This is a genomic window from Saccharopolyspora gloriosae (assembly GCF_022828475.1).
In the GTDB taxonomy this organism is placed as follows: Bacteria; Actinomycetota; Actinomycetes; order Mycobacteriales; family Pseudonocardiaceae; genus Saccharopolyspora_C; species Saccharopolyspora_C gloriosae_A.
Genome location: NZ_CP059557.1, coordinates 2,581,495 through 2,602,225 on the forward strand (window position 1 = coordinate 2,581,495; position 20,731 = coordinate 2,602,225).

General features: G+C 65.7%; 21 protein-coding genes and 1 pseudogene. 10 read left to right on the plus strand and 12 right to left on the minus strand.

Features of this window, described 5'->3' with window-relative positions; translation table 11 throughout:
• Positions 1-21 precede the first annotated feature (21 nt).
• The 4 genes from H2Q94_RS11005 to H2Q94_RS11020 all read left to right on the plus strand — a co-directional run bounded on the left by H2Q94_RS11005 (position 22) and on the right by H2Q94_RS11020 (position 4,389).
• Complete coding sequence (locus H2Q94_RS11005; RefSeq protein ID WP_243794427.1) at positions 22-1,179, plus strand: GAF domain-containing sensor histidine kinase; 1,158 nt, start codon at positions 22-24, stop codon at positions 1,177-1,179.
• On the plus strand, positions 1,179-1,814 hold the full coding sequence (locus tag H2Q94_RS11010) for a response regulator (RefSeq protein ID WP_243794428.1): 636 nt from the start codon (positions 1,179-1,181) through the stop codon (positions 1,812-1,814). The genes H2Q94_RS11005 and H2Q94_RS11010 overlap by 1 nt, the downstream gene beginning before the upstream one ends.
• A gap of 65 nt (positions 1,815-1,879) precedes the next feature.
• A complete protein-coding gene (locus H2Q94_RS11015) occupies positions 1,880-2,716 on the plus strand; it encodes an AMP-binding protein (protein WP_243794429.1) in 837 nt (278 codons plus the stop codon).
• A 359-nt stretch (positions 2,717-3,075) separates the two neighbouring features.
• The gene (locus H2Q94_RS11020; RefSeq protein ID WP_243794430.1) at positions 3,076-4,389 is read left to right on the plus strand and encodes an MFS transporter; all 1,314 of its coding nucleotides are present in this window, start codon (positions 3,076-3,078) and stop codon (positions 4,387-4,389) included.
• A 469-nt stretch (positions 4,390-4,858) separates the two neighbouring features.
• On the opposite strand, the gene H2Q94_RS30640 is transcribed toward H2Q94_RS11020, so the two are convergent.
• The 7 genes from H2Q94_RS30640 to H2Q94_RS11060 form a co-directional block, all read right to left on the minus strand.
• A complete protein-coding gene (locus tag H2Q94_RS30640; protein ID WP_309501146.1) occupies positions 4,859-6,760 on the minus strand; it encodes a response regulator in 1,902 nt (633 codons plus the stop codon).
• A gap of 26 nt (positions 6,761-6,786) precedes the next feature.
• Positions 6,787-7,476: a DUF1453 domain-containing protein gene (locus H2Q94_RS11035; protein WP_243794432.1), complete on the minus strand. Its 690-nt coding sequence runs from the start codon at positions 7,474-7,476 to the stop codon at positions 6,787-6,789.
• A 77-nt stretch (positions 7,477-7,553) separates the two neighbouring features.
• Positions 7,554-7,700 (minus strand): hypothetical protein, encoded by a 147-nt coding sequence (locus tag H2Q94_RS11040; RefSeq protein WP_243794433.1) that lies wholly within the window; start codon positions 7,698-7,700, stop codon positions 7,554-7,556.
• A gap of 59 nt (positions 7,701-7,759) precedes the next feature.
• The gene (locus H2Q94_RS11045) at positions 7,760-8,122 is read right to left on the minus strand and encodes a hypothetical protein (protein ID WP_243794434.1); all 363 of its coding nucleotides are present in this window, start codon (positions 8,120-8,122) and stop codon (positions 7,760-7,762) included.
• Positions 8,123-8,247: 125 nt separating this feature from the next.
• Positions 8,248-9,258, minus strand: coding sequence for a Gfo/Idh/MocA family protein (locus tag H2Q94_RS11050; RefSeq protein ID WP_243794435.1), 1,011 nt, complete (start codon positions 9,256-9,258; stop codon positions 8,248-8,250).
• A gap of 91 nt (positions 9,259-9,349) precedes the next feature.
• Positions 9,350-10,222, minus strand: a complete 873-nt coding sequence (locus H2Q94_RS11055; protein ID WP_243794436.1) for a sugar phosphate isomerase/epimerase family protein — start codon at positions 10,220-10,222, stop codon at positions 9,350-9,352.
• A complete protein-coding gene (locus H2Q94_RS11060; RefSeq protein ID WP_243794437.1) occupies positions 10,219-10,902 on the minus strand; it encodes a Gfo/Idh/MocA family protein in 684 nt (227 codons plus the stop codon). Before H2Q94_RS11060 ends, H2Q94_RS11055 begins: the two co-directional genes overlap by 4 nt.
• A 170-nt stretch (positions 10,903-11,072) precedes the next feature.
• Here H2Q94_RS11060 and H2Q94_RS11065 point away from each other — a divergent pair, with 170 nt between their 5' ends.
• The gene (locus H2Q94_RS11065; protein WP_258718683.1) at positions 11,073-12,095 is read left to right on the plus strand and encodes a LacI family DNA-binding transcriptional regulator; all 1,023 of its coding nucleotides are present in this window, start codon (positions 11,073-11,075) and stop codon (positions 12,093-12,095) included.
• Positions 12,096-12,198: 103 nt separating this feature from the next.
• On the opposite strand, the gene H2Q94_RS11070 is transcribed toward H2Q94_RS11065, so the two are convergent.
• On the minus strand, positions 12,199-13,137 hold the full coding sequence (locus tag H2Q94_RS11070; RefSeq protein WP_243794441.1) for a sugar phosphate isomerase/epimerase family protein: 939 nt from the start codon (positions 13,135-13,137) through the stop codon (positions 12,199-12,201).
• A 246-nt stretch (positions 13,138-13,383) separates the two neighbouring features.
• On the opposite strand from H2Q94_RS11070, the gene H2Q94_RS11075 reads away from it, so the two are divergent.
• Together H2Q94_RS11075 and H2Q94_RS11080 are read left to right on the plus strand one after the other, a co-directional pair.
• Positions 13,384-14,217: an aldo/keto reductase gene (locus H2Q94_RS11075; RefSeq protein ID WP_243794443.1), complete on the plus strand. Its 834-nt coding sequence runs from the start codon at positions 13,384-13,386 to the stop codon at positions 14,215-14,217.
• Between the two features lie 439 nt (positions 14,218-14,656).
• Positions 14,657-15,352: pseudogene (locus tag H2Q94_RS11080) on the plus strand (alcohol dehydrogenase catalytic domain-containing protein); the annotation flags it as partial.
• A 5-nt stretch (positions 15,353-15,357) separates the two neighbouring features.
• Here H2Q94_RS11080 and H2Q94_RS11085 read toward each other — a convergent pair.
• Positions 15,358-16,172, minus strand: a protein-coding gene (locus tag H2Q94_RS11085; protein WP_184479627.1) for an IS5 family transposase whose coding sequence is annotated in 2 segments (ribosomal slippage) — positions 15,358-15,824 and positions 15,824-16,172 — 816 coding nt in all. Because the reading frame shifts where the segments join, the coding sequence is not laid out codon by codon here.
• A 75-nt stretch (positions 16,173-16,247) separates the two neighbouring features.
• Between H2Q94_RS11085 and H2Q94_RS11090 the strand changes: the two genes are divergently transcribed.
• The 3 genes from H2Q94_RS11090 (at position 16,248) to H2Q94_RS30460 (ending at position 17,847) form a co-directional block, all read left to right on the plus strand.
• Complete coding sequence (locus tag H2Q94_RS11090; RefSeq protein ID WP_243794444.1) at positions 16,248-16,685, plus strand: MDR/zinc-dependent alcohol dehydrogenase-like family protein; 438 nt, start codon at positions 16,248-16,250, stop codon at positions 16,683-16,685.
• A 44-nt stretch (positions 16,686-16,729) separates the two neighbouring features.
• Positions 16,730-16,897 (plus strand): hypothetical protein, encoded by a 168-nt coding sequence (locus tag H2Q94_RS11095; RefSeq protein ID WP_243794447.1) that lies wholly within the window; start codon positions 16,730-16,732, stop codon positions 16,895-16,897.
• Between the two features lie 638 nt (positions 16,898-17,535).
• The gene (locus H2Q94_RS30460) at positions 17,536-17,847 is read left to right on the plus strand and encodes a Tn3 family transposase (RefSeq protein ID WP_258718684.1); all 312 of its coding nucleotides are present in this window, start codon (positions 17,536-17,538) and stop codon (positions 17,845-17,847) included.
• 136 nt (positions 17,848-17,983) lie between these two features.
• Here the strand turns inward: H2Q94_RS30460 and H2Q94_RS11105 are convergent, their stop codons facing one another.
• The 3 genes from H2Q94_RS11105 to H2Q94_RS11115 all read right to left on the minus strand — a co-directional run bounded on the left by H2Q94_RS11105 (position 17,984) and on the right by H2Q94_RS11115 (position 20,708).
• Positions 17,984-19,126: a hypothetical protein gene (locus H2Q94_RS11105; RefSeq protein WP_243794449.1), complete on the minus strand. Its 1,143-nt coding sequence runs from the start codon at positions 19,124-19,126 to the stop codon at positions 17,984-17,986.
• A gap of 72 nt (positions 19,127-19,198) precedes the next feature.
• A complete protein-coding gene (locus H2Q94_RS11110; protein WP_243794451.1) occupies positions 19,199-19,507 on the minus strand; it encodes a putative quinol monooxygenase in 309 nt (102 codons plus the stop codon).
• Between the two features lie 52 nt (positions 19,508-19,559).
• Complete coding sequence (locus tag H2Q94_RS11115; protein ID WP_243794452.1) at positions 19,560-20,708, minus strand: glutathione-independent formaldehyde dehydrogenase; 1,149 nt, start codon at positions 20,706-20,708, stop codon at positions 19,560-19,562.
• Positions 20,709-20,731: the final 23 nt, after the last annotated feature.

Consider the following 20,731-nt stretch of genomic DNA (forward strand, 5'->3'; position numbering starts at 1 on the left):
CAGCTCAATGAGGAGACTGCCATGAACGGTGCACCAGACGCCGGCATCGATGTCGTGCTCGATCAGCTGGCGCTGCAGCATGCGGAGTTGCTCGTGCTGTCGGAGAACTCGGTGGCGATGAAGTCGATCGCACGTCGGATCCGGGATCTGGGTGATTTCGACATGTCGCTGGTAGGACGGATCGAGGCGGATCGTCGCATGGTGCACCGCAGCTGGCATGGCACACAGAGCTCGGCATTGCACAGGCTGGTCGTGCCGGAAGGGATAGGGCTAGGCGGAAAGAGTATCGAGCTGCGCAGGCCGGTGTGGGTGCGCGACTATCGGTCCTCCGATTCGATCACTCACGAGTTCGATGATTTGGTGGCGCAGGAAGGCCTGCGCGCAATGGTCGCGGTCCCGATGATCTACGACGGGGATGTGCTCGGCGCGCTCTACGCTGGTGTTCGGCAGGAAGTATCGTTCGGCGACCAGATCGTGGCCAGGCTGGAGGAGGCATCCGTGGCGGCCTCGGTCAGCATGGTCAGCTCACAAAGGGCGAAGATTCAAACCGGAGTCGCGGTGGACGCTGAACGGCGCAGGCTGGCGGCCGACCTGCATGACTCGGTAAGCCCCGTGTTGTTCCGTATCGGCGCGGAGTTGCGCAGCCTGCGCTCGATGGAAGATCTCAGTCGAGTCCGGGACCGCATCGACGAGGTTGCGAGCCAGGTTACGGCGGTGAGTGCGCTGTTGCGGAACTCGCTGGCCGACCTGAGCGAGCATCCGCCGGACCGGCAGCTGGCGGTTTCTCTGCAGGAGGATTGTGAAGCTTTCCAGGAGCGTACCGGGATAGCTGCTTCGTACATGGCGCTCGCCGAGATTCCAGCTTTGCTGCCCGGGCGGTCGGAAGCGTTGAGCAGCGTCGTGCGCGAGGCACTGGTCAACGTCGAGAAGCACGCGCAGGCCTCCACGGTCGTAGTGAGTGTTGTGGTCGCAGGCGGACAGTTGGTTGTTGCTATTGCTGACGACGGCCGAGGGCGTTGTGGCGGTGACGTGGCCAAGCCCGGACATCTGGGCTTGGCGCTGGCGGCGCAGCGTATGGAACGGGTCGGAGGGGGCGTGTCCATCATCGAGAACGAGGACGGTGGCACGACTGTGCGTGCCTGGGTGCCGTGCGCTGCTGAGAACCGGGCGGACGACTGATGACTGACGCGACACCGATCCGAGTACTCGTGGTCGATGACCATCCGGTCATTCGTGGTGGAGTCGAGCTGCTTGCCGCTCAGGATCCCGCTATCAGAGTGGTAGGTAGCGCCAGAACTGGCCACGAAGCGATCCGGCTTGTACATGAGGTGTCGGCCGAGGTAGTTCTGCTTGATCTGAGGTTGCCTGACATGCCCGCTCCCGAGCTGGTGGCGCAGCTGAGGCGAATTGTTCCCAAGGCGAAGATTCTGTTGTTCACCGCCTTCGCCGACCACGGTGCAATCGACGTTTTGCTCGATGCCGGCGCGGATGGGTGCCTGGTCAAGGACATCACGGGGGTCGACTTCGCTACCGCTGTTCGTCGTGTAGCACGTGGAGTCCGTGTCATCGATCCGCGGCTGGCCGGCCGACACGGCTCGGCCACACCTGAGTTGCTGTTTCACGTAGGTCTGACCAGACGCGAGTATGACGTTCTGCGGCTGGCTGCGATGGGGCACAGCAACCCCGAGATTGCCGAGCACCTCCTTCTAGCTCGCAACACGGTCAAGACTTACCTCCAAACAGCTATGCAGAAACTCAATGCACGCAACAGGGTCGAGGCCATTGCCAAGGCACATGAGGCGCGGCTTCTGTAGCTGCGGCTGAATGTATATTCGGCGACTTGGCGGGCACCTTGTGTGCGATAACTGCGAGGTGGATCATGTCGATTACTGCAAAGTTTCGATCATCTGTCGACAGGTGGCGAGATCGGACCGCCATGGTCTATTCGGGAAAAAACGGTGTCCGACGCTTGAGCTTCGGATATTTTTCGGGCCGTTCGCGGCGGTTTGCGGTGACCCTGGAAGAACTCGGGATTACCTCGGAGTACTCTGTTGCTATCCACCTTGCGCCTATACCGGAATGGTGGGAGGTTGCAGCCGGATCAATTCGCGCTGGTGTTCCGTTCTCGACCGTGCCGCCGGGGCATTCGCTGACTGATTGGGTGAATTTCACTCGCGCTGAGGTGGTCGTCGTCGCACGCGAGGCGCTCAGGGAGGCGGTAGCACTTCGTGAAGGCGGTTTTGTTCGTTTCGTAATACTCGTCGAAGAGATGCCGCAGCCTGATACATTGCGTTATCAAACCATGCTGTTCCTGGCCGATCCTGACGAGTTTGTTGATTCGGCACCGGACGAGAAGACCCAGGTGGTGATGCTAGATGAGACCGGAACTCGTGATCAGGCGCAACTCGACCTCGATGCGTCAGTACTCGGACTCGACCAGTTCGACCGCGAAGAGACCGATCTGCACTGGAACCTTGTACCACGTCACCAGGCAGCGGGGGTTTTACTCGGTTTGCTGGAGCCGTGGTCGACAGGTGCGGCAGTGTTCGTCGATGGTTGCGACAACGGTGCCCAGCACGTACTGAGCCGATTCCGGGTGGCAACGGTGTCTACTCAGAGTCCCTGTTTCGCTACAAGAACGGCGGTTGCCGACAACTCGGTACGCAACGTCTTGGTGGTCGACAATCAGCCGTCAACCATCACGCAGAAGCCCTGAAGCCACCGTTCCGGCCTGGATTCATTCTGGCCCCAAGCTTCTCTGTCTCCGAGGTTACTTTTCCGCGCGAAGCCGCGGATGGTCCGCGGACGTGTAACTCGTGTTCTGTGGAGGGCGATTGTGGCGTTGGGGCCGCACTGTTTCGGACATTCTCCGCGCAGGAATCGGACGTCCTTGTGCATACTCGTGGTGCCACGGTGTTCCGAGAGCTAAAATAGCTAGCCTCGTCTGCGGCTGCGCCCCGTTGCAAGAATGCGTGGAATGTGCGACCTCTCCAGATGGAGGTGCCGGCATCTTCCGGAGGTGCAGAGGCTGGTGTCTCGAAAAGAGATTGTCAGTGTTCAATTTGAGGAAAATCGATGCCCCTGATCTCGCGCAGCGGTAAGGTAGGTTTTGCCAGTGCCGTGGGTACCACTGTGGAGTGGTACGATTTTTTCATCTACGGCACGGCAGCCGGACTTGTGTTCAACAAACTCTTCTTCCCGGAGTTCGATGCACTGATTGGCACGTTGCTGTCGTTTGCAACTTTTTCCGCAGCCTTTGTTGCTAGGCCTATTGGGGGTGTGATATTTGGCCATTTCGGCGATCGGCTAGGCAGAAAGTCTATGCTCGTGCTCACGCTGAGTATTATGGGGGTGACCACGTTCGCAGTCGGCATTCTGCCCAGCTACCATACGATCGGTGTGGCAGCGCCGATTATTTTGGTATCGCTCCGATTTATCCAAGGACTCTCATTGGGGGGCGAGTACGGCGGCGCGGTATTGATGGCGGTGGAGCACGCGCCGGCTGGGCGTCGCGGGTACTACGGCAGCTGGGTACAGATGGGCGTTCCGACGGGCCTGATGCTCGGCAATGCCGTGTTCCTCGTGTTCAGCGCCATGAATCCTGATGCATTTATGGCGTGGGGTTGGCGGATGCCGTTCCTGATCGGCGGTGTGTTCGTGGTGACCGGGCTGGTCGTGCGGCTGAAGCTCGGGGAGAGTCCGGAATTTGACCAGGTGAAGCACGAAAAGGATGTAGTCCGGCTGCCGATCGCGGTGGTATTGAGAGAGTATCCGAAGGAAGTGTTGCTCACTGGCGGCGCTTACCTTTCGATCGGTGTTACGTTCTACTTGACTACTGTGTTTGGGCTGAGTTATGGGGCGCAACAGTTGGGCTTCAGTCGCAACGAGATGCTGTGGATCGTGCTCGGTGCAATGGCTTCGACCTTCATTATGCTCCCGCTCTTCGGTGAGCTGTCCGATCGCATCGGGCGGAAACTGGTGTTCGGTGGGGGCACCATAGCGATGGGACTTCTCGCGTTTCCTTGGTTTTGGTTGCTGAATACGGGAAGTCTCGTTTGGGCCTCGGTCGCTTACCTGTTGATTTGCACCGGCTTCGCTGCAGCGTTCGGGCCGCTGGCCGCATTTTTCGCCGAGGCATTCGAGCCCAGGATCCGCTACTCCGGGATCTCGTTCGGCTACACCCTGGGAACACTTGCTAGCAGTGCGCTCGCCCCGATCATCGCCACGTGGCTGCTCGATCGCACCGGCGGCTACGCCGCTATTGCGTGGTACATGCTCGGGACCGCGGTCTTGTCGCTAGTTTGCGCTCTGACTGTCCGGACGAGGCACACCTCCGCTGCGGACGAGTTCGCTACGACTGTGACCAGTTCATTTCGGGCCGTAGAGTGAGCCACCGCGGTGTCGAAGTGCAGTCGTAGCTAAGCGTCGATGTCAAACACCTCGCCCCAGTATCCGAGCGAGGAGGTATGGCCCAGCTGCCGAGATCATCGCCACCACTGATGCGAGGGTCTCGGCGGTGGTGTGTCAACGATGCTCAGCGGTGGCAAATTGACATACGACCTTCCGGGCAATACCGGCCAGAACGCAGTCGGGGATGATAATGCTGATCCGGCACAACGCCTTCGAAAGCGATTGGGTCTCCAATGGATGCCTCCGGCATACGTTCGAAGGGGGTGCGGCAATTTCGGCCGCCCCTCCGTCATCGAGCAGCAATGCCAGACTGAGTCGGAAACGATCACTGGCTCCACCGATGCGGATGGATTCAGGGGCGGCACAGATATTCAGATCTATGTGATAGTCAGCTGAAGAAGCCTCCGTAAGGCGTGGCGTCCCGTGCTTCAGACTTGGGCGGGCCGCGTCACGTCCGCGCGGAGACCGATCTCGACGAGCAGGTCGAGGTAGTCGTCCCGGAACCCCGGCGATCGCGGAGAGGAGTTTGCGGGCAGGCGTCAGGTGAGGGTGAGTGCCAGCCGCACGGCGTCCGCCCGGGAATCCAGATCGGCCTTCCGAACAGGTTGTTGATGTGGGTCTTCACGGTCGCTTCGCTGATGTGCAGGTGCTTGGCGATCTCGTCGTTGCGCAGGCCCTGTCCGATGAGCTCCAGCACCTCCCGCTCACGCCCGGTCAGCGGCACCGGGATGTCCGGTGTCGGCGCCGGTTTTCGCGTCGCGAGTTCTAGCAGTCGCGATTGGACTTGCGGGACGAGGACCGAATGCCCGGCGTGAGCGCTGCGGACCGCTTGGATGATCGTGGCCCGGTCGGCGTCCTTGGTGAGGTAGCCGAGGGCACCGGACCGGAGCGTGGCGAGGATCGAATCGTCGTCCTCGAAGGTGGTCAGCACCACCACCGGCAGGCCGGGTCGGGAGTCGTGCAGTGCGGCGGTGGCCTCGACCCCGCCCACGCCCGGCATGTGGAGATCCATCAGCACCACTTCCGGGCGGTGCTCTTCGACCGCGTCGAGGGCCTGTCTGCCGTCGTCCGCGGTGCCCACCACGGCGATGTCGGGGTCCAGGTCGAGCATGGCGGCGAGTGCGTCGCGGACGGCGGCTTGGTCATCGACCACCAGCAGCCGGATCGGATTCATCGCGGGAGCTCCATTCGCACCGTCCAGCCGTGGGCGGGCGCGCGGATCAGTGTACAAGGTGCCTCCGAGCAGCCTGGCACGTTCTTGCATCCCGACCAGGCCCGTCCCGCTGCCCGGCTGGTCGTGCGGTGCTGCGGCCCCGGAACCGCCGTCATCTGTCACGGTGAGCCGGACGAGCTCGGCGGAGCACTCGCGCAGCGGTTCCACTTCGGCGCTCGATGCGTGCCGACGCGTGTTGGTGATCGACTCCTGCGCGGTGCGGACCACGGCCTGGGCGAGTTCGGGCTGCAGGTCATCGGCCGCGCCCCGCACCACGAGCTCGGCGTGGTTGCTCTCCGCCAAGCGCGTGATGGTCTCCACCAGCGGCAACGTGTCCGCGCGCAGCGCGTGGACGGCCCTGCGGGTCTCGCCGAGGCCGAACACCGCCATCGTCCGGGCCCGGCGCACGGCCTCGTTCGCCTCCTCCCTGCGGCCGTCGGCGTGCAGGGCGTCCGCCAAGTCCAGCTGCATGGAAACGCCGGACAGCGAATGGCCGAGCACGTCGTGGATCTCTCTGGCGATCCGGCCGCGCTCCTCCAGCGCCGCTTCTCGCGCCTCGGATGCGGCGGCGCGCTTGCTCTGCTCGGCGGCCAGCTCGGCGGCGAACTGCGCGGCGGCGCCCTCGCGGCGAGCCATGCCGACGTACAGCGGCAGGCCCACCACCAGCGCCAACCACCAGGGCGCTTCGCCGGGCACGTGCAGTACCGAGTCGGCGATCCACGTCGCGATCACCGCGACCACCGTGCCCGCGCCGGTGACCACCGCGGCGGCCCGCCGGGACGCCCACTTCTCGCCGGCGGTCGCGGAGGCGACGAACACGAAAGCCATCCCCGCGGTGCCGGATGCCAGCGCGAACACCACCGCGCCCGGGATCACGAAGACCGACACCAGTGCCACCTGAACCCGGTCGGGGAGACGGCGCCAGGAGAACATCGCGGCGACCGCCGCGGCGATCACCACGGCGGTCGAGGCCCAGAGGAGCCCGGGGAAGTGGGGTGGCGGGCCTTCGGCGAGCTGGACCGGTGTGATCACCGAAATGGTCGCGATGCCTGCTGGGCGGATCAGCTCGTCGGTGAACCGCTTGGGCCGCCGCCCGGCCGCGACGGCAGGCTCCAGATCTTCATCTACAGCGGTCATCGACTCGAATCGTCCTCCGGGGCTCTTCACCGGCGGCGTCCGGCCATCGCCGAGCGGCATGCGGAGCTGTAGCGGCGCGCCGAAGCGGCGGGATCGTCGGCGTCCTGCTGCGCGCGAGCCGAGTTACGCAGCTCGCCGACACGCGTCGCGAAGCTCCCGAGATCGCGCATTGGTGACTGGTCGGTGCGCGCCGCTCGCTGCAAGCAGTCCAGCAGCGGGGACATCCGGTCCGGTTTGCTGCGGCGGCCCTTCGCCCACATGATCGGGCCTTCGGTGCGCACGCCCTTGGCCAGCACCGCAATCCCTTCCGCCAGCAGACCGATCCCGATGGTGAACATGCTGCTCGCCGACTGCTCGATCTGCGGATCGAGTTGTCCCAGCAAGAATTCCGATCCCACCTCGACCCCCAGGTTGATCACCCAGAGCACGAGGGTCGTGCCGGTGTAGCGCATCATGAGCAGGCAGTCCCGCTCGAACACGCGGGCGCTGATCCCGCGAAGCACGCCGAGCAGCGCGACGAGCGCGGCTGTGGCGATCAGGAAGCCGATCGAGACCGCGGGCTGTGGCGCCTTGATCAGGTGCACCACGCCTATGCCGGCGAGCACGGCCGGTAGGAGCAGCATGCGCTTGCCCTCCAGCGGTTCGCCGAGAAACCGGCGGATCAGCACGTAACCTACTGCGGCGATGATCAGGATGCCTTCGGCGGAGCCGCTCAACGGACCCGCACCTCCAAGCTCGAGGCACGTCGGATGATGGCCTCAACGTTAGGAATCGCGGCGGTCGCCGTCGTGAGTCAACCGCCGTAGACCGGGTGGAGATCCGTCTCCACCCGGTCTGCTCCCGGACCGGCGAACGCGGCCACCTCACCGGTCTCGGCGCCCCCGGCCCGGTTCGGTGGCAGTCCCGCCTGAGCACGTGTCCCCTGCGCCTCGGCGATCATCGATTCTTCCCGTCAAGCACGCTGCTCGACGTGTCAGACCAAGACCAGATCCACGTTAATCAGACAGGCCCGGCGTCGAGATCGGTCTGAGTGCAAAAGTTGGTCTTGCGGTCGGCGAGCGAGGTCGGGAAGTTGGCGGCGCGGTTGATCCGCTGGCGGGACTCGTTCGTGGTCGTAGCGGTCAGAGGGCCGGCAGCGGCCTTGCGCCGCACTCTCCGCAGCTTGTTTCGGGTGGCGAAGCCGTGGACGAGCTTGGCAAGTTCAGGCGGTTCTAGGGTGGCCAGGCAGAGGGGATCTGGAAGAAGTGGTGTGGGCTGAACCGTGAAAATGACCGAGTTCTGTCCGTCAGTGGCGTGCCGTGGTCGTGAAGCTCGATCCGACGGCATGCTTTCGGTAGGCAGCACCATGTGCAGTGCGCGCATGTCGGGCGGTTCCGGGTGGACTCCCTCTTTTGAGCATGACCAATTCGACGTATGGATCGGTGTGGCCGTCGTCGATTCGTATCCGGTGCTCTGGCGCTCCTGTGGGCAGCCTCGCTGAGGCGAGGTCAGGCGGTCGTCGGTGAGCGGGACGGGCGGGTTTCGAACCCGGCCGCTCGGTAGATGTCGTCGACCAGTTCGGCGTTCTCGACCGCGTCGTCGATCCCGATCGGGATGGCGGTCCCGTTGCGGAGGTGGTCGCGCAGGGCCTCCAGCTGGAACAGGTACGACGAGCGCCTGCCTAGCCGCTCGACCCTGGATCCGGCCGGGACGGAGATGTGCACGCGATCGTCCTTGTGGGGCTGGACGTAGTCGGCGACGACGAGCTCGCCCGCCGAACCGACCAGGCGCAGCGTCATGCTGAAGGCGTCGTGGGTCATGGACGACAGCGATGAGCCGGTCGCGCCACCGGGGAACTCGAAGTGGGCCTCCACCCACTCGTCCACGCCGGGACGCCCAGCCCGTTCAGCGCCTCGGGCATCGGTCAGGACTGGCCCGCCGCCTGCGAACGGGGCGAGCATCCGGTGGGCGTGCAGGCCATAGCAGCCCAGATCCATCACCGAACCACCGGCTAGTTCGAAATCCCACCGAGGATCGTCGTCCGGCGGCGCGGGCATCAAGGTGCGGGCTTGCACGTGGGTGAGTTCGCCGATCTCGCCGGATGCCAGGATCTCGTGAGCGCGCCGCATCACGGGGTGGAACAGGTAGTGGAAGCCTTCGAGCACCGTGACGCCCGCGCAACGCGCGGCATCCTTGACCTCGCGGGCTTCGGCGGCGTTGGAGGCGAACGGCTTCTCGCTGAGCACGTGCTTGCCCGCCCGGATCGAGGCCAGGTTCCACGGCCCGTGGAAGGCGTTGGCCAACGGGTTGTAGACGAGTTCGACTTCGGGCGAGTTGACGACGGCGTGGTAGGAGTCGAGAACGTTCTCCACTCCGTGCTCGTGGGCGAAGGCCGCGGCGCGGTCCCGGTTGCGGGCGGCGATCGCGACGATCCGGTCGCCCGTTGCTGCTGCGGGTGAGACCAGCGCGTGTTCGGTGATGCGCGCGGCGCCGAGCGTGCCGATGCGGAGCGGCTCCATCTGCCCTTCTTCCTGCTGCGAGCCATGATCCCGGATCCGGCCGGTCGCCGCACCGCACAGAGCGGAGGGCGGCCGGTCCGGCGGGCGGTGGTCAGTCGCGGTCGAGGCCGCGGAGGTAGGCGATGCTGGCGCGGACGTCGAGGACGGGGCCCTCACCGTTGGGCGGGGCGGTCAGGATGGCGTCCTGCTCCATCGTGTACCAGCCGCTGTACCCGTTCAGCTCCAGCACGTCGATGATCGTGGCGATGTCGATGTCGCCGGCTCCCAGCGGCCGGTACATGCCGTCGCGGACGGCGTCGGTGTAGGCGATCTCGCCGGACCGCACTCGCCGGGCGAAGGCGAGGTCGACATCTTTGAGGTGGGTGTGGGTGATCCGTCCTGGGGCCGCCTTCGCGAGCTCGACCGGGTCCGTGCCGCCGATGAGGAGATGCCCGGTGTCGAGGCACAACGGCACGGTAGAGCTGGAGAGGACCCTCTCGACTTCGTCCTTGCGCTCGACGATCGTCCCGACGTGCGGGTGCAGGACGGCGTTCACGTCCCGCTCCGCCGAGCGCGCCGTGATCCGGTCGAGATTGTCGAACAGCACTCGCCAGCCCGCGTCGTCGAGCTCGGGACGCTCGTCGTAGCCGTCGAGGCCCGACACCGCGGCCAGGACCAGGGTGCTCGCACCCGCGGCGACGTATCCGTCGAGCTCGCGGTCGATGGTCGGCAGCGGGTCGTGGCCGGGGTCGTGCAGCAGTGCGGGTACGAAGCCGCCCACCGCCCGCAGGCCGTGCTCGCGCAAGGTGGCGGCCTTGGCTGCGGGGTCGAGGGGCAGGAAGCCCTCGGGGCCGAACTCCGTGGCGACGACGCCTTCGGCGCGCATCTCGGGCAGCACTTGCTCGGGGGTGAGCTGGTGGCCCCATCCAGGAACCTCGCAGACTCCCCACGAGATCGGGGCGGCGGCGACTCGATCCATGATCATGGTGTGGTCCTTTCAGCGCGATGAGCGGTGAGCGGCGTGGTTGATGACGCGTACAGCGGTGGAGGGGCGGCGGGGGTGAGGTGGACGACCTGGCCGGTGGTCGCAGCGGACACGCAGGCTTCCGCGGCCAGGGACGCGGCGTAGCCGTCCCAGGCGCTCGCGCCGGTCGGGGCGCCGTCGCGGACGGAGGTGACCCACTGCGCCAGCTGCTTGCGGTAGGCGTCGGCGAAGCGGTGCCGGAAGTCGTCGTGGACCGGAGTCGCGTCGGTTCCCGCCGCACGAATCCCGAACGGCGACGGCGGATTCAGCGTCAGAGTGCCGTCTTCCGCGACGAGCTCGCATCGGACGTCGTAGCCGTAACGGGCGTTCACGAACACCTCGATGTCGACCACTGCTCCCGAGGTGGTCTCCAGCACGATCATGCGAGGGTCTCGCATGTTCGCCGCGGCATGCCGCGAGGTGCGCGGGGTGTGCGCGGTGACGGAAGTGATGTCGGTCCCGAGCAGCCACCGCGCCACGTCGATCTCGTGGACCGCGGAGTTGAGAAGCGGCATCTCCGGGGTGAACCAGGGGAGTGCGGTGGCGTTGCGGTGCCAGCAGTGCAGCAGCAGCGCGCTGCCCACCCGGCCGGTGTCGAGCGCGTCCTTCATCGCCGCGTACCCCGGGTCGAAACGGCGCATGTAGCCGAGCTGGATCAGTCGGTGAAGGTGTACGAGAAGTAGGCTGTGGACCGGTCCAATAGGTTGGACCGGTCCGAAGTGTGACGCCGGTCGCCTCGACCGTCAAGCGTGCGATCGGAAGATCGTGCGGCTCGTACACTCAGGTCATGGAACGGATGCGGTGATCAACGGTGTCTAGGCCTGCCCCGGAGGGCGCTCCGACCATTCGCACCGTCGCCGCACGCGCGGGCGTTTCGAAATCGCTGGTTTCCCTTGTGCTGCAAGGTTCTCCGAACGTTCGCCCGCACCGGCGCGAAGCCGTGCTGAAGGCGATGTCGGAACTGGGATACCGACCGGATCCCACCGCTCGCAGCCTGGCGGAGCGCCGGACCCGCACGGTGGGCGTGGTGCTCGACGACCTCACCAACCCCTGGTACGTGGACCTCTTGGCAGGTCTCCGATCAGTCCTGCACCAGCGCGGCCTGCGGCCGTTGCTCGCCGACGGCCAATCCGAACCCGATGCCGTGACCGCGATGGCAGGTCTCCGGGTCGAGGGCCTGCTGCTCGTGGGAACCCCCAGCGACGACACCGTCTCCCAGATCGGTGAACTGGCGTCGTCGATGCCAGTCGTCATCGCCGGTACCCGTGAACCGCGGTTGCCCGCCATCGACGGCGTGGCCAACGACGACGACGCCGGAGCTCGAATGGCCACCCGGCACCTCCTCGACCTGGGGCACGAGCGGATCGCGCACATCATCGGAGAGGGGGCCGTCGGCCGGATCCGGTGCGCAGCGTTCGAGTCCTCGATGTCCGCGGGCGGCGGGGCCGCGCTGACGGTGGCGGGCGACTGGACCGAAGCCACCGGCCACCGCGTCGCGCTGCGGGTTCTCGGCGGATCGGACCGCCCGACCGCGATTTTCGCCGCCAACGACCTGTCGGCCGTCGGGGCGCTGGCCGCCGCCGACGAACTGGGGCTGCGTGTCCCGGACGACCTGTCCGTGATCGGTTACGACAACACGGTGTTCTCCCGGTTGCGGCGCCTCTCGTTGAGCACGGTAGACGCCCACATCGACGAGGTAGGGCGGGTCGCCGGGCGATTGCTACTGGAACGCATCGACGGTGCCGACGACTCGCGAGAGGCGCAGGTAGCGTCCCGGTTGGTGCCGCCGACCTTGGTCTCCCGTTCGTCCACCGCCGCGATCGGCGGCTGCTGAAAGGAAAACTCCTCACGATCTCCACGATCCTGAGGACGAAGCGGGCGCTTCCCTGTGGTTGCGCGACGTCCCTCTCCGCCGCGAATGTCGTTCGGTTGCGCGGTCACACGTGGTTCAGGGCGTCCTCGAGAACTCGAGCTCCGGTGTCGTGGGCCTGCTGGATCGCGGTCGCCGCGGACGTGGTGCGGTGGTCGTCCGACAGGATCTCGATTCCCCAGGGCCCGTCCCAGCCCGCCCGGCGCAGCGCTCGGACGAAGTCGACCAACTGGAAGCTCCCCTCGCCGCAGTAGCGACGACGATGCACGGTGTCTTCGAACATGCTGCCAACGACGCCGATGTCGGCATCGTTGAGCTCGACGCCGATGATCCGCCCGGCGGGCAGCGTTGCCAGGCGTGCCGCTTCGGTCCCGCCCCGTTCGGTGTGCCAAACATCGATGACGACTCCGCCGCCGTCATGGTCGGCCTCCTCGACCAAGTGAAGTGCTTCGTCGACACTGCTGATGTTGCTCCACGGCATGAACTCAATTCCGAGCCTGGCGCCGCTGTCGGACGCCTGGGCGGCGAGTCGGCCGAATTCTCCTGTCCAGCGGCCGAAATTCCATGGCCGACCGCTGTCGTCCGGAGTCACCTTGATGTGGCGGGCGTGCAGCGCCTCGGCGGCGCGGAGCAGCCTCCGGCGAACTTCGTACGACTCGGTTCCGGCCGGGCTGCCGGACCACCACTCGGGAATCGCCTCCAGCTCGATGTGAGTGATCCCGTTGTCGGTGAAGATCGACTTGATGCCGGACATGCCGTAGGCGCGTTCGGCCTCCGGCAGGTCCGCGGAGTTCAGGCCGAATCCGCGGAACCCGGCTGCGGCGGCGGCCTCGACTCGCTCGCGCAGCGGTATCGGGCTGCGAAGGTCTGGACGGTCAGGTGCCGCGTCCCCGGCTGTCGTCCAGCATGTCGCCATCAGGAGTTCGGACAACATCGTCTCCCTCGTGCTCGAGTGGGTGTGGACGCACTCTAACCGACAAAATGGACCGGTCCAATTGGTTGTCATGAGCCGATCGTCAACGCCGTGCAGGCTGAGAGCAGGCAGGGTCGGCGAGTTGAGCGCGCTCGCCGCCCACGGCGACCCCATTGGTCACGTAGACCGACCGGTTGGTGCCGTCCCGGACCGGCCTGGCCCGCAGGGCCACCGTTTCTTGGCGCGGTGGTTACCGCGTGGCCGAGTGGCGCATTCCCTAAACTGGATTCACGCCCGGCACGGCGTGTTCATCGACAACGCGGAACGGAGTGCGAGCGAATGCGGCACCTGAGACTGCCGTCCGGCGGTGACCTGCCTGTGTTGGGGCAGGGCACCTGGGGTATGGGCGAGCGCGGTTCGGACCGCACGGCGGAGATCGCGGCGTTGCGGCACGGACTCGACCTCGGCATCGGTTTGATCGACACCGCCGAAATGTACGGCAGTGGCGGTGCCGAGGAAGTGGTCGGCGAGGCGATCGACGGTCGGCGTGACGAGGTGTTCCTGGTCAGCAAGGTATCTCCGCGCAACGCCGGTCGGCGGGCCGCGAACGAGGCGTGCGAGCGCAGCCTGCGTCGGTTGGGGACCGATCACCTCGATCTCTACCTGCTGCACTGGCGTGGCGGAACGCCGTTGGCCGAGACGCTCGAAGCGTTCGAGGAACTGCGTGACGGCGGCAAGATCGGTCAGTTCGGGGTCAGCAACTTCGACTCCGACGACATGCGGGAGCTGTGGGCGCAGGAAGGCGGCAGCGGCTGCGCGGTCAACCAGGTGCTCTACAACCTCACGCGGCGCGGGATCGAGTTCGACCTGCTGCCGTGGTGCCGGGAACGAAAGTTGCCGGTGATGGCGTATTCACCGATCGAGCAGAGCCGAGTGCTCGGAGATCCGGTGTTGGGGCGGGTCGCGGAGCGCTATGGAGTCACGCCCGCACAGATCGCCGTGGCCTGGGTCCTGGCGGGTGACGGCATCTGTGCGATTCCGAAGGCCGCGACTCACGGCCACGTCGAGGAGAACCACGCGGCGCTGGAGATCCGATTGTCAGCGCACGATCTCGTTGAGCTCGACGCGCAGTTCCCGGCACCGGACCGAACGACACCGCTGGAAATCCTCTGACAGGAGACGCCTCCTCCGTCGCTTCCACCGCCGGGGCCTCACCCGCGATCACGAAGGTCATGATCCGGCTTGGAGTGCCGCCGGATGCCGAAGAAAGTCGAGATTGCCCGCGATCGGCTTGTCGACGCTTCGGCTGACTAACTACCAATGCATCCTCGTCCAGGACGGCTGGCAGCCTGTTCGCAACGGAATGAACGCTACGGCTCGATGATCAGCGTTCGATGTCGGTCCTACCCACGGTGACAAGGCGTGGCGATCAGGCCACTAGTTCGATCGTTTTTGGTGGTCACGTAGCGATCCAGCTCGGCTGGCCGGGATGGTTTCCCTTACCCGGCCGCAGGGAAGCCCTCGATTGCCGCCAGTCCCGCTGGAGTGGGTCGAGACCGACAGCCGCCGGTGGGACGGCGCGCGTCCATTCGAATGCGTTCATTGGAGGGAAATCACGAAAGGGCTGGTCTACGACGGTCCGTGTCAGGTGGCGGTGAAGGACGTACCCGATGCGAAGATCGAACGCCCCACCGACGTGCTCGTCCGCATTACGGCGACCAACATTTGCGGTTCGGATCTGCACATGTACGAGGGCCGCACCGACCTGGAAGCTGGCCGCGTGCTGGGGCACGAGAACCTCGGTGTGGTGGCCGAGGTGGGCAGCGGCGTCGAACGCATCCGGGTCGGCGACCGAGTGTGTCTGCCGTTCAACATCGGTTGTGGTTTCTGCCGCAACTGCGAGGACGGTCTGACCGCGTTCTGCCTGACCGTGCATCCGGACCCGAACATGGCCGGTGCCGCGTTCGGCTTCGCTGGCATGGGCCCGTTCGACGGTGGCCAGGCCGAATACCTGCGGGTGCCGTTCGGGGACTTCAATTGCCTGCGGCTGCCCGAGGACGCCGAGGAGAAGGAGGATGACTACGTCATGGTCGCCGACATCTTCCCTACCGGCTGGCACGCCACTCGCCTGGCTGGACTGCGTCCAGGGGAGTCCTGCGTCGTCTACGGCGCCGGACCGGTCGGCCTTATGGCCGCTTACTCCGCGATGATCCAGGGCGCCAAGAAGGTCATGATCGTCGATCGCCACCCGGACCGGCTCAGGCTGGCCGAGCAGATCGGCGTCCTCCCGATCGATGACTCTAAGAGCGCGTCTCACTTGGCGTGTTGGAGTCGTTTGAAGCAGACGAGGGCGGCTGCCAGGGCGAGGAAGGCTTTGAAGGTGTCGGCGCGGCGTTCGTAGCGCAGGGTCAGGCGGCGGTAGCCGGTGAACCAGGCCATGGAGCGTTCGATGACCCACCGGTGGCGGCCGAGGCGTTCCTTGGGCTCGATGTCCTTGCGGGCCAGTCGGGGTCGGATTCCCTTGTCTCTCAACCATCGGCGACGTGCGCGGCTGTTATAGGCCTTGTCGCCATGCAACTTCGCGGGCTTGCGGCGTCGCGGCCCGCGGCGGGAGCGGACCGGCGGGATCGCGTTGACCAGCGGGATCATCGCGTCACCATCAGCCGTGTTGCCTGCCGAGATCCCGGTGACCATCGGCAGCCCGGTAGCGTCGGAGAGCATGTGGAGTTTCGAACCAGGCTTGCCCCGATCGACCGGGCTCGGACCGGTCATAGATCCCCTTTTTTCGCCCGAACATGGGCGGCGTCAACCACCGCGCGGGACCAGTCGATCAAGCCCTGACCACCTAACTCGTCCAGCATCGCGTGATGGATCCGTGCCCACAAGCCCGCTTCGGTCCAGCGCACGAACCACCGGTGCGCGGTCGGGACCTTGACGCCGAACGACGGCGGCAGCCACCGCCACGCGCACCCGCTGGTGAGCACGTACACGATCGCCGTGAACACCATCCGAGGGTTCGCCGGCGCCCGACCACCACCCTGCGGGCGGTCCTTAACCTCGGGAATCAACGGCTCGACCAGCTCCCACAGCTCGTCAGGAACCAACCGGCGCGACAACGCATCAACCACAATGGACGATCATCCCGGACGGCGGGTCAAGATCCAAACGAGACACGCTCTAAGGTTGACCCCGTCCAGCAGGTCATGGACCAGACCAACGGCAAGGGCGCCGACCGCGGCTGCGAATGCGTCGGCTACCAGGCCCACGACCCGCAAGGCACCGAACACTCCAACATGACTATGAACAACCTGGTGGGCTCGGTGCGTTTCACCGGCGGTATCGGTGTCGTCGGCATCTTTTTGCCCTCCGATCCCGGTTCCCAGGACGAAATGCAGCGCAACGGGCAGATCGCCTTCGACATGGGCACCTTCTGGTTCAAGGGGCAGAAGGTCGGCACCGGCCAGGCCAATGTCAAGCACTACAACCGCTACCTGCGTGACCTCATCCACGAAGGCCGCGCGAAGCCGTCCTGGATCGTCTCGCACGACCTGCCGCTGCAACGGGCACCGGAGGCCTACGACCACTTCGATAAGCGTGAAGACGGCTGGACCAAGGTTGTCCTCAAGCCGGCCATGGCCTGAAACGCCTTCGGTCAACCCGATCCACGGTGAAAGAGGAGTGATCAATGGTCAGTGTCGGGTTACTCGTGACGGTGCAAGCCAAGCCGGGAAAGGAATCCGACGTGGACAAGTTCTTCCGGGATGCGCTGCCGGAGGTGCGGGTTTCCGGCCGTCGGGTCGGTGGGCGTGTGGTCGTCGCTGGCTGCGGGAGCGGGTTTGCGCATTTTGTGTGATCGCAACACGATTTACTCGTGTAAAAAGTCAGCACTAGGGCTTTCGTCCTAGTGCTGACTTTTGACGCTCGATATCAGTATTGATCCAGCCAAAAAAGATTGATGGCCGAGGTGGCGTTGATATCGGGGTTGTCCAGGAAGAGTCCTGGCGATCCAAATCGGGTGTAGGCCCTTCGCGCTGGTGGTGGCGATGAAATTGTTCTTCCTTCTCGGCGGCATCGCCCTCTTCCATCAAAATCCCGTTCTGGGTGTTTAGCTCGATCAAAGGGTGGGCTCGTCGCTGATCGGCGGCCCGACCCGAGGTGTGATCGCCTACAAGCCCTTCGCCTCAGCGGAGGCGGTGGCGGTTCTGGCGCCGAATCCATCTCGTTTGCCTTCGTCAATATTCTGCATGCGCCGGATACGTAAAGACATTTCCAAGGGATCAACTCGCCAGTCGGGCTGTTCAGTACGGAATGAATCTCCGATGTTGGGGTCGCCGTAGTACTCGCCTAAAATCGGGCAGATATGGCTGAGTAGGCTGCTGCTCTCGGGTTTTGAGCCGTGCCGGGACGGTTGGTTGTCCACGCAGGTGTTCACGAGGAGCTGGAGGCTCTGCGGAGGTCTCGGAGCTCGGCTCTTCACGTTGACCCCGGCGGATGTGGCGTTCGCGATCCCGGCCGGGGCGGGGCCGACGGATCGGTTGGGGCTTGCCGTGGCCCTGTGTTCGTTGCCGTGGCTTGGGCGTCCCGGATGGCGTGGTCTCGGTGCCGCGAGCAGCTGGGGGTGGTCCCACCCGCAGTCAATCGGTCACCGCCCGCGCGTTGAGCAGGTATTTCACACACGAAGGGCTGTCGACGTACAGGCACGTGACCGACCAGCACACCACCTGCGGCACGAAGGTCATCGTCGCGACCCAACGCGAAGCGCACTACGTGACGACATACTCGGTAACGCCTGTAACATCCTGATCACCGAGCACGCTACTGATACGCGCGGGGGCGCCCTGGTCAGCTTCGGGCTAGTCGACCTGCTGGGGTTGCAGCTGTCCCCGCGGCCACCCGCGTCGCATCTCGGGCGGGAGACCAGGGGGCCACCTGTCGGCCGTCAGGATGAGCTTTGGTCCTGGGCTTGCAGGCTCTGGCGGCGTTCCTGCTCGCGTTTGCTGTAGGCGGCCTGGCGGACCGCGTCCTCGCTGGCGAAGCCGGAGCCCAGGGCACCGGCGATGGTGCCCATCGAGGCGGACAGCCAGGCCACGATCGCGAATTCGCCGACACCGCTGGGGTGTTCGAGGGTGGCGGTGAGGTAGTCGGGTGGGATCACGACCAGTGCTGAGATCAGGGTGACCACGAACAGCAGCGCGTACATGCACAGCACGCCGATCGAGATCGTCACCGCGGTGGCCGCGTTGTAGAGCGCGGCCTCTTCGCGTAGGTGCCGGTCCGAGGGTCGCTCCCACAGGCTGTTGTTGATGATCAGCCACGCGATCATCGCGAGGACCGCCAGGACGTTGACCAGCGTGAGGCGCCACCCGCTGAACGCGTCGGCGAGTTGCCAGATGTTGGAGTAGAACACCCCGAAAGCCGCCCCCGCGGCGGCACCGGCGATGGCCGGGGACAGGCTCGGCACCAGCCGCCACGGCCGGTTCGCCCGCACCATTCCGGCCAACAGTCGCAGCCGTCCTCGGGTTCCGGTTAGGGCCAGGTGGGCGTCGATGCCCTCGTCGGTGGAGTCGATGTGCTGCACCGGGGCGCCCTGGCCCCACGACCGGTGGGCGCGCGGCTCGCCTTGTTCTGGCCCGTTGGTGGCGCGGTTGCCGAGTGGTTTGTCGATCAGGTGCTCGGCGACCAGGTGCACGATCACCTTGCGGGCCTGGCGGCGCAGCCCCATCGCGCCCAACCCGGGCAGCGAGACCAGGCCGAAGCCGGTGGCGAGCCCGTAGTCGGAGATGATCGGCTGGGTGCCGGCCCGGCGGGGGAGCTCGGTCACCAGGATCACCAGGTCCCACCTGTGCTCGGCCATGGCGTGTTGGCCGATCTCGACCGAGGGCAGTGTGCCGTGTTCGTCGAGGGTCAACTGTTGGGAGGCGGTCTCGACCCGCCATCGGGCACGGCCGTCGGTCTCGTGCTCGAGCAGGTCGGGCAGCTGTGCGGCGAGGTCGGCGGACAAATCGGCGGGCAGCCCGGGGTCGCTGAGCAGGCCCAGCGTCACCGTGGGCGCATCGGCCGCGGCGCCGCCATGGGTTGCCATCACGTCACCTCCCATGTGGGTCGAGCGCTGTGGGCTGCCGCCCGCAGCGGCGCACCGGCTGCTCGGGGCATCTCAGGTCGGGGGTTTCTCGGCGATCACGTCCACCGGTTCGATGCTGGGCTGGGCGAACAGGGTGCCGGTGTTGTCGGCAAGGGCTTGGGCGACCTGGCCCGAGAGGTGGGCATGGCGACCGGAGTCGTCGGGAAAGGCGTCGTAGATGCCGAAGGACGAGGGCCCGAAACGGATGGCGAACCACCGCACCGTGTCGGGCTCCTGCTCCACGATGCCGAGCCCCTGTCGCAGGAAGTTCTCGACGTCGCTTTCTCGTCCGGGCAGCGCCTCGATCCGGACCAGCAGCCCGACGGTCACCGGTACAGCCATGCTCGGCCTCCTACTCAAACGGATGCTGTTTAGAGCCGCGTGAGGGCACAAGTCAGGCGGCCTGGCCGGGGTTGAGCACGACCTTGGTCCAGCCGTCCTCGCGGGCGTCGAAGTGCTTGTACGCGTCCGGCGCCTTCTCCAACGGCAGGTTGTGGGACACGATCCACGAAGGCTTGACCTTGTTCTCGGCGATGAGGTCGCGCAGGTGGCGGTTGTAGCGCTTGACCGGGGCCTGCCCGCAGCCCATCTGCTGGCCCTTGAACCAGAAGTTGCCGAAGTCGAAGCGGGCCTTGCCCTGCTGGGACAGCTCATCCGGACCGCCTGGGTCCTCAGGAACGAACACCCCGACAGTGCCGATGCCGCCGGTGAACCGCACGGAGGAGACCAGCTTGTTCAAGGTCGCCGCGTTGTCCTCGTTGCCTTGGGGGTCGTGGGCCTGGTAGCCGACGCACTCCGCGCCGCGGTCGGCGCCGACCCCCTTGGTGTGCTCAGTGACCTGCTCGACCGGGTCACCCTGGGAGTCATCGATCGCGATCGCCCCGATCTGCTCGGCCAGGCGCAGCCGGTCGGGGTGGCGGTCGACGACCATGACCTTCGCCGCCCCCTTCACGCTCGCGGAGAGGGCCGCCATCAGCCCGACCGGGCCGCCGCCGTAGATCACGATGGTCTCGCCCGGCTTCAGGCCCGACATCTCCACCGCGTGCCAGCCGGTGGGGAAGATGTCCGAGAGCATCACGTAGTCGTTCTGCTTCTCGGCCGCGTCCTCGGGCAGGCGCAGACATTGGAAATCACCCCAGGGGACGCGCAGGTACTCGGCCTGCCCACCGGCCCAGCCGCCCATGTCGGCGAACCCGTACGCCCCGCCGGCCATGCCTTCCACGTTCGCGGCCAGGCAGTAGTTGGTCAGACCGTGCTCGCAGTTCTGGCAGTGCCCGCAGGAGACGTTGAACGGCGCGGAGACCATGTCCCCGACCGCGACCTTGTCGATCCCGGCGCCGACCTCGACGACCTCGCCGACGTTCTCGTGGCCGAAGATGCGGCCCTGCTCGAAGTCGGTACGGCCTTCGTACATGTGCAGATCCGTCCCGCAGATGTTCGTCGCCGTGATCTTGACCAGGACGTCGTTGGGCGCCTCGATGCGGGCGTCGTCGACGTCGGCGACCGTCACGTCGCGGGGTCCGTTGTACACAAGTGCCTTCATAATGATCTCCGGGTGCGAAGTGT